12 protein-coding genes and 2 pseudogenes are annotated in these 16,878 nt (G+C 56.7%); 4 read left to right on the top strand and 10 right to left on the bottom strand.

Annotated features, from left to right (window positions below):
• Position 1: 1 nt before the first annotated feature.
• Positions 2-958 (top strand): NAD-dependent epimerase/dehydratase family protein, encoded by a 957-nt coding sequence (locus K6N12_RS26460; protein ID WP_097626434.1) that lies wholly within the window; start codon positions 2-4, stop codon positions 956-958.
• A 381-nt stretch (positions 959-1,339) separates the two neighbouring features.
• On the opposite strand, the gene K6N12_RS26455 is transcribed toward K6N12_RS26460, so the two are convergent.
• Genes K6N12_RS26455 through K6N12_RS26440 form a run of 4 tightly spaced genes read right to left on the bottom strand, consistent with a single transcriptional unit; the run spans position 1,340 to position 6,036 of the window.
• Entirely contained in the window at positions 1,340-2,707 is a 1,368-nt protein-coding gene (locus K6N12_RS26455; protein WP_097626432.1) for a glycosyltransferase family 2 protein, read from the bottom strand.
• Positions 2,700-3,890 carry a glycosyltransferase family 2 protein gene (locus K6N12_RS26450; RefSeq protein ID WP_097626430.1) on the bottom strand — a complete coding sequence of 397 codons (1,191 nt, stop codon included), beginning with the start codon at positions 3,888-3,890 and terminating at the stop codon, positions 2,700-2,702. Before K6N12_RS26450 ends, K6N12_RS26455 begins: the two co-directional genes overlap by 8 nt.
• Positions 3,890-5,191: an ABC transporter ATP-binding protein gene (locus tag K6N12_RS26445; protein ID WP_097626428.1), complete on the bottom strand. Its 1,302-nt coding sequence runs from the start codon at positions 5,189-5,191 to the stop codon at positions 3,890-3,892. Before K6N12_RS26445 ends, K6N12_RS26450 begins: the two co-directional genes overlap by 1 nt.
• Positions 5,188-6,036, bottom strand: coding sequence for an ABC transporter permease (locus K6N12_RS26440; protein WP_097626426.1), 849 nt, complete (start codon positions 6,034-6,036; stop codon positions 5,188-5,190). Before K6N12_RS26440 ends, K6N12_RS26445 begins: the two co-directional genes overlap by 4 nt.
• 115 nt (positions 6,037-6,151) lie before the next feature.
• Between K6N12_RS26440 and K6N12_RS26435 the strand changes: the two genes are divergently transcribed.
• On the top strand, positions 6,152-9,190 hold the full coding sequence (locus K6N12_RS26435) for a trifunctional glycosyltransferase/class I SAM-dependent methyltransferase/polysaccharide deacetylase (protein ID WP_097626424.1): 3,039 nt from the start codon (positions 6,152-6,154) through the stop codon (positions 9,188-9,190).
• Here K6N12_RS26435 and K6N12_RS26430 read toward each other — a convergent pair.
• Complete coding sequence (locus tag K6N12_RS26430; RefSeq protein WP_097626805.1) at positions 9,179-10,228, bottom strand: glycosyltransferase family 2 protein; 1,050 nt, start codon at positions 10,226-10,228, stop codon at positions 9,179-9,181. The two genes, K6N12_RS26435 and K6N12_RS26430, sit on opposite strands and share 12 nt — an antisense overlap.
• Positions 10,229-11,878: 1,650 nt before the next feature.
• On the opposite strand from K6N12_RS26430, the gene K6N12_RS26425 reads away from it, so the two are divergent.
• Positions 11,879-12,085 carry a hypothetical protein gene (locus tag K6N12_RS26425; protein WP_012558648.1) on the top strand — a complete coding sequence of 69 codons (207 nt, stop codon included), beginning with the start codon at positions 11,879-11,881 and terminating at the stop codon, positions 12,083-12,085.
• A gap of 481 nt (positions 12,086-12,566) precedes the next feature.
• Here the strand turns inward: K6N12_RS26425 and K6N12_RS26420 are convergent, their stop codons facing one another.
• From K6N12_RS26420 to K6N12_RS26400, 5 genes and pseudogenes are all read right to left on the bottom strand, one after another.
• A complete protein-coding gene (locus K6N12_RS26420; RefSeq protein WP_003590747.1) occupies positions 12,567-12,815 on the bottom strand; it encodes a hypothetical protein in 249 nt (82 codons plus the stop codon).
• A gap of 102 nt (positions 12,816-12,917) precedes the next feature.
• A complete protein-coding gene (locus K6N12_RS26415; RefSeq protein ID WP_222149015.1) occupies positions 12,918-13,625 on the bottom strand; it encodes a TfuA-like protein in 708 nt (235 codons plus the stop codon).
• On the bottom strand, positions 13,622-14,812 hold the full coding sequence (locus K6N12_RS26410) for a YcaO-like family protein (RefSeq protein ID WP_179867134.1): 1,191 nt from the start codon (positions 14,810-14,812) through the stop codon (positions 13,622-13,624). Before K6N12_RS26410 ends, K6N12_RS26415 begins: the two co-directional genes overlap by 4 nt.
• A gap of 163 nt (positions 14,813-14,975) precedes the next feature.
• A complete protein-coding gene (locus K6N12_RS26405; protein WP_003590742.1) occupies positions 14,976-15,401 on the bottom strand; it encodes a helix-turn-helix domain-containing protein in 426 nt (141 codons plus the stop codon).
• Positions 15,402-15,571: 170 nt separating this feature from the next.
• Positions 15,572-16,203: pseudogene (locus K6N12_RS26400) on the bottom strand (class I SAM-dependent methyltransferase).
• Between the two features lie 472 nt (positions 16,204-16,675).
• Here K6N12_RS26400 and K6N12_RS34295 point away from each other — a divergent pair.
• Positions 16,676-16,878 (top strand): annotated as a pseudogene (locus tag K6N12_RS34295) (DUF6030 family protein); the annotation flags it as partial.

The raw sequence follows: 16,878 nt of genomic DNA, 5'->3' as shown, positions 1-16,878 counted from the left end.
AATGAAAAGCGTATTGATTTCTGGCGGGGCTGGATTTATTGGCTCGCATTTGTGCGACCGGCTTTTACTTAGAACAGATGTCGAAAAACTGGTTGTTGTTGACAATCTCTGGACCGGACTTTTCGACAATATCGCCCACATCAGGGATCCCCGCTTCCACTTCGTGAAGTCGGACGTCGAGACGTTGCGCAGCTCAGAAAAATTCGATGAAATCTACCATCTTGCCTCCCCGGCATCGCCGCCATGGTATATGAAGGAGCCGAAGCGGACGATTTCCGCCAATCTTCTCGGGGCATTCCGGCTGCTGGAGCTTTTGAAGAAAGGTGGACGTTTCGGCTTCACCTCGACCTCCGAAGTTTATGGTGACCCGCTGGTGTCGCCGCAGCCGGAATCCTATAAGGGCCAGGTGGACTGCACCGGACCGCGCTCGTCCTACGACGAGAGCAAGCGCTGCACGGAATCGCTGCTTTTCGAAATGCAGCGCACCGAGGGGCTCGACCTCAAGGTCGTCCGTCCTTTCAACATTTATGGTCCGCGCACACGGTCCGATGACGGCCGCGCCGTCTCCAACTTCATCACCCAGGCGCTGGCGGGCCGGCCGATCACGGTATTCGGCGACGGCAAGCAGTCGCGCAGCTGGGGTTATGTCGATGACGTCGTCGACGGTTTCGCCCGCTATTTCTGGATCAATGAAACCGACTACAAGGGACCTCTGAACGTCGGCAATGATCGCGAGATTTCGGTGCTCGAAGTCGCGCAATATGTGTCCAAACTGGTCGGCGGCGTGCCGATTGTCTTCGAGCCGTCACCGCCGCAGGACCCGACCAACAGGCGGCCGGACCTGACCAACGCCAATTACGTCATGCCCGAGTGGTCGTGCAAGATCAGCTACGAGCAGGGCGTGGCCATGACGCTTGACTGGTTCAGGGACCAAATGAAAGCGCACGCTGCAGAATAACGAGCATATGCTGGTGGATTTTGGCTCGACCTATGATCTCAATAGGTCGAGCTACGCTACTTTAACGCTCCTGGCGCGGCCCCATCCGGCGAGATTGGCGAGGCACATTCGCCAAAAACCCACCCTCTCGTTCCAACTGCACCGGCCGATCCGGCAAAGCCGTTCACAATATTCGGCACCGACCATGACACTCCGATGGCTCACGCATTCAGTGATCTCGCTGATGCGCATGTGCGGGCGCTTGAGCGGTTTGTTGATGGACTTGACTCGGCGGCCATAAACCTTGGGACCGGACGTGACGTATCCCTGCCCCGCGGCGGGCGCATCGGCAGGCCCGGTAGGGCGTCTGAACCTGGCGGTCGGCTGTAGCAGCGTCGGTCGCTACGATTTACTCGTATTGTCATAGAGTGCTGAACGCAGTTTCGCCTGCATCCACTGGAGGTGCTGTTCGATCATATGCACGTGGAAACTCGGGTTATTGAGAGTATTCAACGTAAAGTCGGACAAATGCGGGGTAACGTTGAACGGCTGACCCCGCCATTCGGCAAGCGCCACAGGAAGATATTTATGTATTGCCTGGCGGTTCAGCCACGGACGGAAATGCCGTGCGTCCCACGGTTCGGCGCCGATCCGATGACCCATGTCACAAACGTGTACCGTCCCAATCACGATGCGAGCAGCGAGGGGTCGGCGTTCCGCCAGCACAGCTTCGGCTGCCTCAATGCCTTGGTCCAGATTGATCTCGAGCACGTCGATTTCATCAGTGAAACCTGTCGGATCCGGCGGAAGCCGCCAATCCTCACCCAACACTTCAGCGGCGCCGCGAAGGTAATGATATCCATTGCACTGTCGCTCTACCTTTTCATAGAGCCTGCGGAGGCCCGCCTTTTCCAACATTTGGAGGACGCGGGGGCCAGCCTTGACGAGGGGGTCGAGGACAGAACCGGCGCGGGTAGCGATGGTCCTTTGCAGACGCCTCTTCCACCCTTTTCTTCCGGTAAACCGATGGATCGCGAGCAGCCGCTGTATGTCGGGGTGCTTACGAGCCATCAAGGCATCGGAGCGTCCCTCTTGATACCTGCGCACCATCTTTCCGGTGAGTGTCGTCGTTTGATGTTCGAGATGATAACCCAATGCCTCGGGAGCAAAACGAATTGGAACTCCTTTTTTGATCAGGCGCAGACCAAATTCGAAGTCCTCTCGTGCACGGGCGAATTGAGGATCGAGCCCGCCCATTGCGTGAAATAGTTCTGCATTCAGCGAAAGGTTTCCTGTCAGCACATCGGTAAAGGCGAACTGATGTCCAGGGCGGGACACGCGTTCGAAGTGCCTCGTCCACCACGCGCGCGCGCTGAGGCGGAAGCGATCCTTTGCAATGTGCGGAAGTGGCGGGTACGGCCCCATCACGACGCCCCCAGGGTGGCGCTGATGTTCAACGGCATGCGCCCGAACGAAGTTTTCCCCGGGCTCGATGTCGTCATCAAGGAAGATCAATAAACGGCCGCTCGCGACCTGCGCCCCCGCATTGCGGGCGAGTGCCGGACCGACGCCCGGCAACGACAGGGTCCGAAGCGGAACGCGGGTGCGAAGCGACGAGAGCATTGTCGACGTGTCGTCCTCACACCCGTCCGCCACAACCAGGACTTCGAACGCTGGGGTCCCATCTCGCTGAGCGTCGAGCCTGCTTAAAATCGATCTCAGCATAGCAGCACGATTATGCGTTGGTATGATAACGCTGATGTCAACCACGCTTATGCCCTGCCTCCCCTGCTCGCGCCCTCGCCCGCGCCCTCAGATATCGAACCGGGCCGCTCACAGCACCTCTGACCTGCGTTAAGGCGTCGTTGTAAGGCAGGCTGAATTGGTGTGTCCGTCGAGGTTGAAACAATCGCCGAAGAAGCCTGCTGTACGAACGAAACATACGAGGGATCGCACGCGGGTTTCCCTCGAACAGGAGGGCCTTCGTCAAGATGGCGAACGATGCAACCTCGTAGCCATACATCTGCTGCTGCAGTTCCTTGCTTGAGCGACGATGGCGGTGCCAGTTCAGAGCCTCGGGATCGTAGATGATCCGATATCCGGCTTCGAGCACACGCCGGAACATATCTGTGTCGCCACCAGCCAGACTGAGCGTTCCAGCGTCGAGAGCCTCGTCGAACCACCCCACCGCGTCAACGATCGTTCGGCGCAATGCCATGTTGACACCGGCACCCGCATGCCATCCGGTGAATGGGTCCAGGTTATAGGCATCATAAACCTGACGCCTGAAACCACGGCAAAAACCGCCAAAATGCTGAAAGGCGATCTGCGAGTCCGTTTCCAGCTCTGCCGCCATGGTAAGACCGGTTACGGCCAGCACGAGGGGGTCCTCGAAATTGCGAAGCAAGGTTCTAAGCCATAGCGGGTCCGGAACCGCGTCGTCGTCGATGAAGGCGACGACGTCTGCTTCTGTGTTGCGTAGGGCAGTATTGCGCGCGACGTCAAGACCAGGACGCGGTTCGCGCAGATATCTCACAGTGTCGAAGCGCCCGACTAAATCTCGCGTGGCCTCGTTCGATGGGGCATTGTCGACGACCAGAATATCGGCCTTATCGGGCATAGCCAAAAGCCCGGTGAGGCACCGCTCCAGATCCTCGGTACGATCGCGCGTGCAGATCACCACGGACGCTTTCGGCAGCTGACTTGGAGTCGGCGACGGATCAGGGAGGGCCAGCCGATGCCTCAGCCAAGCTTCGAAGACCGACGAACTGGCCGCAGACAGAATCCGGTCCTTAATTGGCATCTTGCCGCCATCGCTGTCGAAAGCGATCACAGCCTGGCCGCACGGACGACCGGCCACCCGGATCAGCACAAGTGCACCCTGATAGTCATCGGTCGGTTCAAAATCTGGCGGAAGGTCAAGAATGTCGATGTCTCGAACCGCAAGGCGCATCAGGAGTTCCGATCCAAGCTGTGCTGACCCAATAAGCCGTGGTCCGGCGAGGTCGCGGTGGGGCGCGACTGCACCTGCTGCCACTGTGTCGGAGGATTCAGCATACCCTTTCTTGGGCCGGGGCCGGTCACGGCGAGAGGATAGACTTCGGCGTGATAATCGTAAACTTGCTGCCAGTCCGCCGAAAAAAGGCCCACCGTAACGCGATAGTCGCCCGGCGCCAGGTCGACACGATTGAGCGTTGTTTCGATGCGCACCGTGTCCGTGTCTACGACAGGGGCGAATTCGGCCAACTTGCTGTCGGTCTCGAAGCAGCACGTATCGTCCGCCGCGTAGATGCCGATGACGATAACCGCGTTGCGATCTCTGGTAGCGCCAACATAGGTCAGTGAAATCGACAGCCGGTCGCCCACAACGATGGTACTTGTCGGCGTGCTTTGCTCGTTCAGCAACACGACGGCTGTGATCTGGAGTTCGCCATTGCCGAACCGGCTGACCTGCGGCACAAGTTCGACGGGCAGTTTCGTCACGGCGAACGGTTCGTGCTGGACGCTCGCGACCTTCGCCTCGACAGCCGAGGTATAAAGCGGGAGCATTTCGTCGATTGGTCCGTAGCCCACGACGCGTCCGCCTCTCAGGAACAGCACGTGATCACAGATTTCCCTTACCTGCGAGACGTCGTGAGACACGAAGAAGATAGTGGCGCCGCCGTTCAGTATCTCCTTCACTCTTGCAATGCACTTCTGCTGGAAGGCTTGGTCGCCGACGGCGAGGGCCTCATCGATAAGCAAGATATCCGGGCGCACATGGACTGCCACGGCGAATGCCAGGCGCATGCGCATCCCGGTGCTATAACTGCGAACCGGGTTCTCAACGGCCGCCTCCAGTTCGGCGAAGGCTACGATCTCGTCAAACCGCTCAGCAACCTCGGTCCGCCGCATTCCCGCGATAACACCCAGCAGGAAGATGTTCTCGCGCCCCGTCAAATCGTCGGTCAGGCCCGCCCCGATGTCGAGCAAGGCACCAATTCGACCCCTCACCTTGATCTGCCCTTCGTCGGGACGACCAACGCCGCCGATCAGACGCAGCAAAGTCGACTTCCCGGCACCGTTTAGTCCGACCACGCCGACAGCTTGCCCAGGCGCGACCGCAAAGCTGATGTGGCGCAGGCCCCAAAAACTTTTCGACTGTACCACGGACCGTCCGGACAAAAGGTAACCCTTCAAGGTGGTGGAACGTGCACCCCCTTGCGGACGGTAGCGCTTGCCGACGTCGTGGACGGTGATGGCGCCTTGTCTCATAGTTCATCCACAAGGCGTGCGCTGCCACGCTCGACCAGACAAATGCCGGCAATGAGCATCGGCAAAGAAACCAGCGCAGTCTTCCAATAGATATCAACGGGAGGCCAAGCGTGTTCGACGAAAATGGCGCGGTAACCCTCGAGAATCCAGGCCATCGGGTTCCAGGTGTGAATTAACGCCATCGGTTCACTGGCCTTAAGTGGGCTGTAGAACACGGGTGTCAGGTAAAAACCCAGCATCAAAATTACGCCTACCAAATGTTGAGTATCCCGGAAGTGGACATGCGCAACCGCAACAAGATAGGACAGGCCCATCATAAACAGCGCTTGCGCAAGGAAGACGAGTGGAAGTGCGACGACGCTCAAAGTCGGGGCCCCGGTCTCCATAAACGAGATGATGAAGAGGAGTGGCAGAGCGAGTAGAAGGTGCACTGCCTGTGTGATGACTGCGACAACAGGAAGTATCCCGATCGGAAAGCCCGGCCGGCGCACCAGTTCGCTGCTGCCGGTTATGGAGGTCGTCGCTGCGGGCACCGCAGTGCTGAGCCAACCCCAGGCCAACACGCCGGAAAAGACGAAAGTGGTGTAATGGGGAATATCTAGCGGCAGGACCTTGCGAAAGAGCAGCGAAAAAACCAGCAACTGGCTCAATGGCCGCATCAAGGACCAGCCGAGGCCAATTGCGGACCGTTGATATCTCATCTTCAGATCGCGTGTCAGAAGTTCCAACAGCAAATCGTTCCATTGCAGACAGATGTGGATCAAGGGCTTCCACTGATCACGACGCCAGTATTGGTCCCGTCGCTTCGCGCGATCAAGCGCATCATCCTTGAGATGTTCAGGCATTTAGGCTCACTCTTGCCACCGGTTAAATACACCTTGCCTCAAAGTAGTAAAGATCATCATACTCGCGAACTGACAGGGTACACTAGCGTGATCGTTATCGTAGGAAGCAACAATTATGCCGATGGTTTCCATCATTACACCGGCGCATGAAGCGGAAACAACGATTTCTTCGACTTTGGAAAGCCTGATAGCGCAAAGTCATGCCAACTGGGAATGCTTCATCATTGACGATGGCTCAACCGATCAGACCGCTGAGATCGCGGACCGTTTCGCGGCTGGGGATACGCGCTTCCATGTGCTGCGGCAGGAGCAGAGCGGCGTTTCAGCTGCTCGCAATGCGGGACTGGCACAAGCGAAAGGCGACTGGGTCGTCTTTCTCGACTCCGACGACGCGCTGGCACCCTTCCATCTCGAAACCATGCTGAACCACACACGAACTTTGCCGCAGGCCGACATTCTGCATTGCGGTTGGCGCCGTCTGAAAAATGGCGCTCCCTGGTGGCAGTCTCACCCCGCAGTAAAAATGGACAATCCGTTTGCCGAAGCAGCGCGCTATTGCCCTTTCGCGATCCACGCCGCCTTGCTTCGCCGGTCCCGGCTTGCAGAAATCGGCGGCTTCGATCCAGAGATGACGATGTGCGAGGACTGGGACCTGTGGCAGCGCCTCGCTCGAGCTGGCGCCGAATTTGCGCCGGTCGAAGGCCTGATGGCTGACGTTGGCGTAGAGGCCGGTTCGCTGTCGTCAAACAGGCTTAAGCATCTCGATTTTGGTCTTAAAGTGATCCGGCGCGGCCACCATTCCGATCCGCGCATAGCCTATCCGGTGCCGGCGCTCGCCCAGGGAATCACAAAAGCTGGGCTGGGAATGGCGTGCTGGTATCTTGCGATCTGGCTTGTCGGCGCCTCAATAGGTCAGGGCGACAATCCTGGCGAACTGCTTGAGCGGGTGGCAGAGCCTATCCCGCCTGACGCCGACGTTTACACGCTCTGCGCAATAATGATAGACGGGATTGTGGTCGGCGCCTTCCCCGACGAGCCGATTTGGCCCGGACTTTGGTCGAAGATCCAGGGCAAGCTTCCGGACCTAGAGGCTTGGCTCAATCGGCATGCTCCCCAAGAAGCTTTTGGCTCCCTGTTAATCCGTGCACTGGAGCGAAAGATCGCTGACCAGCTGCCAGCCAACCTGCCCGCCACGATCGGAACAACAAGAATACAGCCAATTGATTTGGATCGACCTATCGTCGACCTTATCTTGCCCGGCATTGAGCGGTTGCGCTGTTGCATCTGGCGAGGTTCGACGCTGCTCGGGCAACTGGAGTTTGTTGTCTTCGGAGCAATCGAAGCGGATGCTATACGAAGCCGACTTCGGACGGTGTTCGGCCCGGAGGTCGACGATCTGACGCACCCGTTGTCAGAAGATGGCTTCGTCAATCTTGCTGATGAGGAGGACCGGCGCGCCCCCTCCGCCAGCATGGCAGCGCGAAGCAACAGCGGAGCAGCTCAAAAGACGCTGAAGCTCATGGCGAAAATATCATATTGGACCGGAGCTAAGGCCGTAACGGGTTGGTGGAACAGGAAGGAGCCGACGCCAACACCTGTCGACGCGATATCAGGCATGGCGCATGCCGGGCGCGCCGAATTCGATCGAATCGTTGAAGAGGAAATCCAGCGGGCGGTTGCAGCCTCAACGCAGATCTCCAGGGAGACGCCGTCGAAAAAAACCGGCCCAGTCGGCGATGAGGTGCCGAGATACGATACGGAGGCGTACTGGGAGGAGCTGTTTTCCCAGGTCGACCCTTGGGATTACCAAAACAACTATGAGACTGTGAAATATCTTCAAACACTCTCGGTGTTGGACGATCGACGCTTTTCAAACGGCCTCGAGCTGGCCTGCGCGGAAGGAACCTTTACACGGATGTTGGCCTCCCGCGTCGACAACCTGCTGGCGACCGACATTTCGGCGTCGGCAGTCGCTCGAGCGGCCTCGCTTCAGGACCATGATTCCGCGGTAGCCTATCGGCAGTTGGATCTTTTGAATGACGAGCTGGAAGGGCCTTACGATCTCATCGTCTGCAGTGAAGTTCTGTACTATTTCGAGAACAGAGAAAAACTCCGGCAGATAGTCGATAAGATTGCGGGCAGTCTTCGCACCGGTGGTTGGTTCGTTACTGCCCACGCCAACCTTCTGATTGATATGCCGCATGAGACAGGATTCGGGTGGCCGCATGAATTCGGTGCGGTCGGCATAGGCGAGATGTTTGACCAGCATCCGGATTTAACTCTCTCGGTCGAAGCCAAAAGTCCGCTCTATAGAATCCAAAGGTTCGAGAAGGTGGAACACGGGGGTTTCCTTGAGCCGACACGCGTGGAAGTAAACACAGCGCAGCCTTTGCCTCTTCAGGTCGCCAGCCAGGTACGCTGGAGAGCGGGACAAGTTGTGGAAGCCGCCGCCGACTGGAACGATGTCCCGATCCTGATGTATCATCAGGTTTCGGACGACGGTGCTGAACAGCTGGCACGATACCGCCAGTCTCCGGAGGCTTTCGAAACTCAACTGGCATTCCTGCGCGATGCCGGATGGCGCGGGATGACTTTGGACCGGCTGCTTGCTTGTTTCGACGAAGGTGCCAAACCGCCAGAAAAGACATTAGTCCTGACCTTCGACGACGCTACGCGCGATTTCATGACGCATGCCCTCCCACTGCTACATCGATACGGCTTCCCATCCTCACTCTTTGTCCCAACCGGGAGGGTCGGCGGCTCTGCAATATGGGATTCGGCCTATGGATCGCCGGCTCCACTGCTAACGTGGGAGGAACTTGCGGCAGTCGCAAACAGCGACGTGACGCTGGGTGCCCACGGTGTCCGGCACGTGCGCCTCTCTGCCCTGGCACCGGAGAGCCTGTTGCGAGAGCTTGCTGGCTCCAAAGCTATGCTTGAAAAACGCCTGGGTCGAGAAGTGCTGGCGGTCGCATATCCGTACGGCGACTTCGACCCCGCTATCCGGGACATAGCCGAACAATGCGGTTACCGGATTGGGTTAAGCTGCGTCGGTGGCACGGTGCGGGCGGATGCCGATAAACTCGCATTGAAAAGACAGGAGGTTTTTCGCGGGATCACCCAGTCAGAGTTCGCAAATCTGTTAGTTGGCTGAGACAAGAATGGGGTAGTCCACCGTCCAACCCGCATCGTACTTTGTTCCCAGAGCAAAGCGATGATTGGGATTTGGAGAGAAATTAGGTTCCTGCTTCAGCCATGATCGAGCCTTTTTTTTGAGGTTCGCCATTGCCTTTGCTCTCGCGTCGACCACAAGCATCTCGGCAGCAATGGGCTTGTCATATCGCGACATGGTAGCCACAAGTCCGATGAGCGCGCGGTATTGGCCTTGTTCAACCGCCCTCTGGGCGAGCCACCGGCCACAGCGGCTTAAGCCTGCCCGGATCGCAAGAACCTTTTCCGGGTGCCTCTTTAGCATTTCATCCGCGACCAAAATCCAGGACCGAAGCATTCGCGTCAAATTTGCTGACATGTTGTCGGGGGTTTGGCGATAACCGACAAGATAATCTGGAACCACTGCAAAATGCGAGAGTTCAGCGGCCAGGCAGTAGAAGAGATAATCTTCACATCCCTGCGCCTTGCGCTGTTGGAGCGAGGAGTCAAATCCTCCTGTCGCGTCGAGGACAGTCCGCCGTACGAGTGGCGAGCTTCCATTTCCAATGAAGTTTTGAGCAAGTACGCCGTCGAGCGCATCTCCCTCGACGGAAACTTCATTGCTCCGGTAAATAACGTAATTGTTGTGATCTATCATAGCGTACCAAGTGTAGACCAGTCCGACTTGTGGGCCTCCTGACTCCAATGCCGCCAACTGTCGCTCAATTTTATCGGGTGACCAGAGGTCATCAGCATCTAGGAATGCCACCAGGTCGGCGGAGGTAGAGCGCCAACCCGCATTTCTAGCAGCAGCGACCCCTGAATTTCTTTGCTTCAATACTCGCACGCGCGGATCGATTTTAGCGATTTCATGCGCAATAGCCAGGGTATCGTCCTTCGAACCGTCGTCCACCACGACGATATCGAGCGCGCGATGCGTTTGATTGCGAACGCTGCTGATTGTTTCAGCCAGAGTTCCTTCCGCGTTGTAGGCCGGGATTACAACAGCAACAGTTACTTCACTTCCTGCCGATTTCTTCAAGCTCTCAACTCCGAAGTCCACGCGATCGCAAAGAGGTTACACCAGGATGGACGTTTGAGTTTCCATAAATGGACTAATGGTTATACGACAACGATATTTCTAGCCAGCACCTGTTGGTAGTCGATAGATTGCCGCTACAAAAGCGACGCGGCCGCCAAAAAGACGGTTACCATCTACCTGTGAGGAAGCTGATCTGTATCCATCCCGCCTCGCCGAGACGCCGGCCGGGGCAACGGTACTCCGTTCCGCATCGCTCAGGCCTCGCATCTGCGGTGGATCAAACGGTATACTCAGTCGCGCGATCGGCGTTCTCGCCGGCTGAGGCCGCCCGAAATGCGATCCACAGACCTCTCGACATCATCAAGTTGATACAGGAGGTCGGTTGCGGATCCGGTGCTGCTGGCTTACCGCGTGCACAAAGGCAAAGTCGCCGGCTGCTCTTAGAAATGATGGATGGTTGAGAATGCTCGTCGGGGTGAGCTTTCCATTTGGCGACCCTTGAAGGATACTATGCTCGGAGAACACAATTAAAGTAATTGTATAATTACCCCAATAAAAATCTTAGACAAGATCGAATTTAGCTGCAATCATACCTACGCACTGTGCAAGCATTTCTACCGGAGGACCCGCCACCCACCCCGGCGGGTTCTCTGCTTTGCTTCCCGGACGCTTGCCGCAAATGCGATTGCTGTTGCCTTTGTATCGGCATAGAAAATATTGCTTTGAATAATGGTATCGCCCGGCAGAGATCTGCCTGATGAGATAAACTCACATTCTTCTAACTGTAGACTGGAGGCCCGCCGCCAGCGCGGGCGATATCGGCAGCTATATTTCAAAGGCGATCCCGACGCCTACCTATGCATCGATGTAATTTTACCAACAACCGATGTCACACAGTCGATATCGACACATGTTAGCCACTAATAAACCGCAAGAACCGCAGTACAATACATAGCGCGATTATATACGCATAAAATTTAAGCCATCTTTTAATTGATATTTAAATACAACCTCCATCTGAAACTTATTATTTAACCTTTTGATAAAAATTTTCTTGATCACTCCGATTAGCGGCCGCAGGTTATTCTGTCTCTAATTACTGCCGTCCTCGGGTTCCAGTGTTTATCAGGGGGCAAAAAGTCAGCTGAAGCCGCTTCCCACCTCGGGTTTCAGCCGCCCCGCAAACTTCGCGGCTACACCGGATGAGGATCATACTTGATGGCTCGGCAGTCACGGAGATGACCGCACGCCGGAGCGTTGCCGGTGCCACCAATGACGGTCCCGTGACGGCAGTGGAGATATATGATGGCGCAACATGTCGCCAGATCAGATGGTTAGACCGCAAACACAGCGCAATTCCGCCGGCAGCAGTGGGTCTGTCCGTCTCAACCGCAGCGCATAGGTTCCGGCATGTCCGGCCGAGATACCGACGCCAAGCCGCGGCGTCAGCCTCGTTCGCGATCTTCCGACACGAAGCGACCGGCCTTCTTCGAGCCCGTCCCGTTGAACACGCCGAAGGCGTCTTATGGTGCGCCACACCTGTGTCGAAATGGTCGCACCTCGACAGGGAATTAACCCTTCATAAAGCATTTGCTTGCTCAACTTATAATTTGTGTCATGGTCACTGTAAGTAGTGAGGGAGCCGACCTGATGAGTGATATAGCATCGCATATTCCGGAATTTGGTTACGATGAACGCGTGATGATTTGCCGGAAGCAGATCGAGAAGGCGGTTTATCAGTTCATTGCAAATACGAAGGTCGAAGGGTGCGATCCGGCGGAAGTCGCAATGGCCATCGCAGACATTGCCGACGATTACATTTTACTCCTGGCCCAGAAGCGCAATTTGACCCACTGAGATCAGGGATCGGCCGTCGATCGGCCGATCGCGCAGAAGCCATGTGAACGCGAAGTCGCGCCGCTTCCCTTCCCGGAAGCAACGTCGAGGATACCGTAACTCTTCGCTTGTAGCCGAACAGCGGATCGTTTCAGACAGATCCTGAGCAACGCTTCGACCATCCGTAGCCCCAACAACCCGAACCTCTCCAAACAGCAGTTGAGATGGATTTGCCCAGGCGTGAGCTTGAGCTCTTTATCTCCCGCGAAGGGATCGAATGGTTCCCCGCGCGCCGCCTCCATAATCGTACAAACATAACCGCGAAAATCGATGTTGATTTTCGCGGTTATGCGCAAGTTTGAAGGCGTGACGCATCGCGCCGAGCGACGCGCGATATGTCCTTTGTCTAATGCATATCACCCGGAACGCTGGACACTTCCGGGCGACAGGCATTAGAGCGGTTCAACTGTTATGGAAGCGCAGAACCGCTCCAGTCGTTTGGCTAGTGACAGCTCACACTCACTTGCGGAACCGGCGAGCTCAATTCGGCCAGTTCCCTGGTGAAGCCTTCCCCCACCTCCTGCTTCACCGCCTCGAGCGCCAGATCGAGGCAATTCGTCGCGAATTGCAGCTTGACATCGTCAGCGACCTGTCGCGCGTAGGCTATCATCCGTGCCAGCGCGATGAGTTCGTTCAGACCATCTTCCGCCCCTTGGTCTGCATTTGCCTTGGCAATTGATGTCACGCCCATGAGCATTTCTCCAACGAATTGAAGTAATGATACGCGCGCAGAGGTGATTGAGCCCGTGAAAAAAGCGTGACACAACCATTGGTGAGAATTGCTGCTTTCGATTTACAATGCACAACGCGTACTGAACGCGGTTGCATGCAGCTTCCAGGGCAGATCGGCGTTCGAGCGGATGTCACGAGCGTCCTGCACGGCTTTCAGCAATTCCAGGGCATCGATGCGTTTTTGATCGACAGAATTCGAAAGAAGCGTCGCCAGCAGCTGCGGACGGTCCGGCTCGGCTATACCGGCGCATTGCTCGACGATCGCCCGCCACGTCCTCTTCTTGAAAAAGATCGCGTTTGCCGCATCTTCGAGCCACTCGCGCAGGCCAGCTGCGAGCAGTCCGCTATCTGCCATCGCATCGAGCGTGGCGGTGACATTGACGAGCGGTATAGTCAGCGGCTTGCTGCCGAGCGCGCTCGGCGCGTGCATGAGTGCGACGGCGGCATCGTCCAGCAGCCGACCGGTGCGATAGTCTTCGAAAATGCGGCCGATCCCAATCATCCCGAACGGATGACATTCCGCAGCCCGCAAGGCGCCCATGCTTGCTGCCCCGAGAACGGCCACGCCAAGCGAGAGAGCATGGAGAATTTCCTTGTGCCAGACCGGTGCGGCATATTCGAAGCCGCCGTCGATCAGGCCGATGACGTTGGCGCCCTGTTCCACCTGAGCCAGGACATCGCCTTGCATGGCGGGCGGCAGGACGCGGACCGCCTCGCCGGCGAGCGATGCCGCATCGTGAAGACTGGGACCTGCGAAAATGATCTTCAAAACCCGATCGCCTTGGCCAGAGCCCTTGTTCCAAATCGCCGGGCGCGCTCCCCCTCCGGATTTTCGAGCTCGGGGATAACAATCTTGACGACGCTGAAGGGAAGCGTGTCGTCGCTGAGGCGGACTAGGATGACCGAAGCGATCCCTCGGTTGCGCAGAGCGTCAAGCACTTGTTGCAGCAGCTCCGGCAGATTCCGTGCCCGATAGCCTGCCGCGCCGTCATGGCGGAGGCCGGCAGGCGGTGCGGCAACCGCATCGAAGGCCCGTCGCATCAGCGACGGAAGGGATCTTAAGAAAGTGGCAGGAGAAATATCGTCCCTGGCGCCGCTGATATAGGTCAGCCGGGATTGCACGGCTTCCGTCACCGCCCGAATGGCCGCCCGCACGGGAGACGGGTGCGCCCCGGTGCCGCCGGTCACCTCGACGAGCCGAATGTCCCTGTCAGCGTGACCATGCCTGGAGCCTGGAATTAGCTCCCTAGGACCGAGCATCGCGGTGAAACAGGGGATCGCGATGTCGCTGGTGATATCGAACAGCCGGAGCGCCAATCCCGATGCTTCGATCTTGTCGACCAGCCCGTTAAGGGCACCATCCTCAAAGCCGCGGGGATCGACGCAGCCGGCATAGAGATTGGCTTCCCCACCCACCTGCCACAGCACCTGAGCGTCACGCTCGATGCGCTCCAGGACGCCATGAAAAATTGCCTCCTCGACACTGTTTCCCGAAGCCAGGCCATCCGACGACATCCAGTATCGCGCGTCCCGCGTCCGGTCGAGCAACACCGCTTCGAAGGGAATGTGGATTTCGTCGCCGCTGAGGATATTGATACCAGCAACCCATTCGGTTTCGTCATCCGGCCCGAGATCGGGTTTATGGACGGCGGTCAGGCAGCTCAACCTGTCGACTTGGTAGCCCATCGCCTGCAGGCGGGAACAGGAACCGTGGACGCGCTTGACGAAGGGTTCGCCGGCAACAGCCCGTTCGAGGGCCTCCATGACAGTGGATACCTTGGCGTCCAGATCGGTCAGGCCCTTTCCTTGAGCAATCACGATCGACCGCGAATTCGGGGCATAGGCGCACCAGACGGGAATTCCGATGTCATCCAAGCCGGTATGTCGCGCAACCCTGGTAATGCCGAACCTAGCCAAAAAGGGTTCGACGCGGGAAAGAGTCTCTCCCGGCGATATGATCCTGTCGGAATAGTGGGCCGGATGTAGGGCTGAATTCATAGCGCCCCGGCATAGATATGGGCCGTCATCAACAGCCCCATGACCGGACGGCTGAGCAGTCACCATTCGTCTCGATCAACCGCAGATCGCCGAATGTTTGCAGGCGATGCACCATCCGTCCTCAGCCGTTTACAACCGGATCCTGCAAATCACCGTCGATCTCCGACAAGCCGGCGACGGCCAGACTTTTGGCCAATGCCACCAGTTTTTGCCTGATATTCGGATCCTCGATAGCGATGAACGCCTTGTTGAGCGCCAGCCCCTCCTTCGAGGACAAAAACTTGTTCAATTCGCTCGTCTCGCCTTCGATCGGTCCGGAGCCACCGTTCTCGAAGAAAAAGCCGATAGGCACGCGAAGAATCTCGGATATGCGCTGAAGGCGGCTGGCGCCTATCCGGTTCGTTCCTTTTTCGTATTTCTGGATCTGCTGGAAGGTAATGCCCAGAAGTTCGGCCAGACCATGCTGGGTCATCCCGAGCGTCTTTCGCCGCACCCTGACGCGGTTGCCAACATAGACGTCGATCGAATTCGGGGATTTAGCCTTCATGTGAATAAGTCTCCCACTTTATCAGCATGCCAGCCGTATAATGGAGAGTTTAAGCAAAAATGCAACTAAAAGTAAATATTTCGTAACGATTTTTTTCAGCGCTGCTCACAGTATAAACAACCTGCGCTCGCGCACTGCTGTTCGAAATGACGGCCGCTTAGAAACCGCCCCTAAAGAGGCTTTTGAGCCACGGCGATCATCGACTTAGCCAAGACGGGAATTCTTCCGACATAACGAAAACGGACGTTATCGAAGCCGGCATCCAGCAGCAGCATGCTCAAGGTGTCTTTCGACCAGAACTTGATATGCCCATGATCCTTCAGCGGCATGAAGTGATCATCCATTTTCCCCATCGTGGCGAGTGCAAGGTTCTTCAGATAACCGTGATAGGGCGTCGACATCACGGCGACGCCGCCCGGCTTGACAAGATCGTACACCGTCGAGGCGAATGCCCTCGGATCGTAGACATGCTCGACAACCTCCAGGCTGATGACGGCGTTGAACGTGCCGTACTCCCGGGAAAGATCGTCATAGGCCGAGCCGACATTCAGCGGCAGTTCGGGTAGTTGATATTGGCCTTGGCAATACCATCGCTGGAAGGATCAACGCCAACGACATAATAACCCCTCTCCGCAAGAGCAGCGGCCGCGCCGCCCGTACCACATCCCAAATCAAAGACGTCGTTTTTCGCAGAACCGTCGAAATGGCTCTCCAGCGCGTCAAGCACGGCGGGCAAGATGTAGGAATGCGCGGTTGTCGGCTTGGCATGAACATAGGTAGTTGCGTCTAATTCGACGGACATGTCCCCCTCCGCAATTGCGCGGCAGACACTATCGAAGAATACGTCCAAAATTTGATGAGATCCACCAAACAGCAAGGATATAAAAAGATATAATCCGGAGTTTTATAATTAAAAACAAAATCTATGCGCGAAATATTAAAAATTCGACGAACAAAATACACAAGAGAATACAGAATCTCGGAAAATACTTTAAATAATTCAATGGATTCATTGAATTCAAGACAACGATCAAAAGCAATATCTCGAAGTTACGAAAGCACCAGACCAGCGGCGACTGCTTTCATAGAGCCGCACGAGCTGTTCCCGATTGGATGGTGCTGCGTCTTCACCGAATTTGCCGCGCCCATCCTGATGGCGAGGGCATAAAGGCGCCCAATTGCCGACACGAAGCCAAAGATATTTAACGGATAAATGTATACTGCTGGATTTAGACAGCCCGATCGAAATCCTTCTCGGACCGGAGAAGACAAGCTTGCCCGATAATTCGTCGTCCGCAAATGCGAAACAGCCATTGGGAAAACCGACGATTCCCGTGGTCTTCTGGTTGCTGCTGACGATCTCCCTGTCGCTGGTCATGGGAACGGTGCTTCTTTCCAACGACATGAAACACTTGAAGACGGTGGGCCATTATTTTGGCTTCGATCTCTTTCCCCCTGTCATTAGGCCGCCCTCCCC

Origin of the sequence: Rhizobium redzepovicii (genome assembly GCF_019793435.1) — a bacterium.
GTDB lineage: Bacteria > Pseudomonadota > Alphaproteobacteria > Rhizobiales > Rhizobiaceae > Rhizobium > Rhizobium redzepovicii.
Note: the sequence above shows the minus strand (reverse complement) of the source record. Positions and strands in the feature narration are given on the sequence as shown.

Excerpts from the sequence above, each read along its gene's own strand:
- K6N12_RS26460 (WP_097626434.1), top strand. The coding sequence starts at position 2 with ATGAAAAGCGTATTGATTTCTGGCGGGGCTGGATTTATTGGCTCGCAT.
- K6N12_RS26450 (WP_097626430.1), bottom strand. The coding sequence starts at position 3,890 with ATGCGCCTTGCGGTTCGAGACATCGACATTCTTGACCTTCCGCCAGAT.
- K6N12_RS26445 (WP_097626428.1), bottom strand. The coding sequence starts at position 5,191 with ATGAGACAAGGCGCCATCACCGTCCACGACGTCGGCAAGCGCTACCGT.
- K6N12_RS26440 (WP_097626426.1), bottom strand. The coding sequence starts at position 6,036 with ATGCCTGAACATCTCAAGGATGATGCGCTTGATCGCGCGAAGCGACGG.
- K6N12_RS26435 (WP_097626424.1), top strand. The coding sequence starts at position 6,152 with ATGCCGATGGTTTCCATCATTACACCGGCGCATGAAGCGGAAACAACG.
- K6N12_RS26425 (WP_012558648.1), top strand. The coding sequence starts at position 11,879 with ATGAGTGATATAGCATCGCATATTCCGGAATTTGGTTACGATGAACGC.
- K6N12_RS26420 (WP_003590747.1), bottom strand. The coding sequence starts at position 12,815 with ATGGGCGTGACATCAATTGCCAAGGCAAATGCAGACCAAGGGGCGGAA.
- K6N12_RS26405 (WP_003590742.1), bottom strand. The coding sequence starts at position 15,401 with ATGAAGGCTAAATCCCCGAATTCGATCGACGTCTATGTTGGCAACCGC.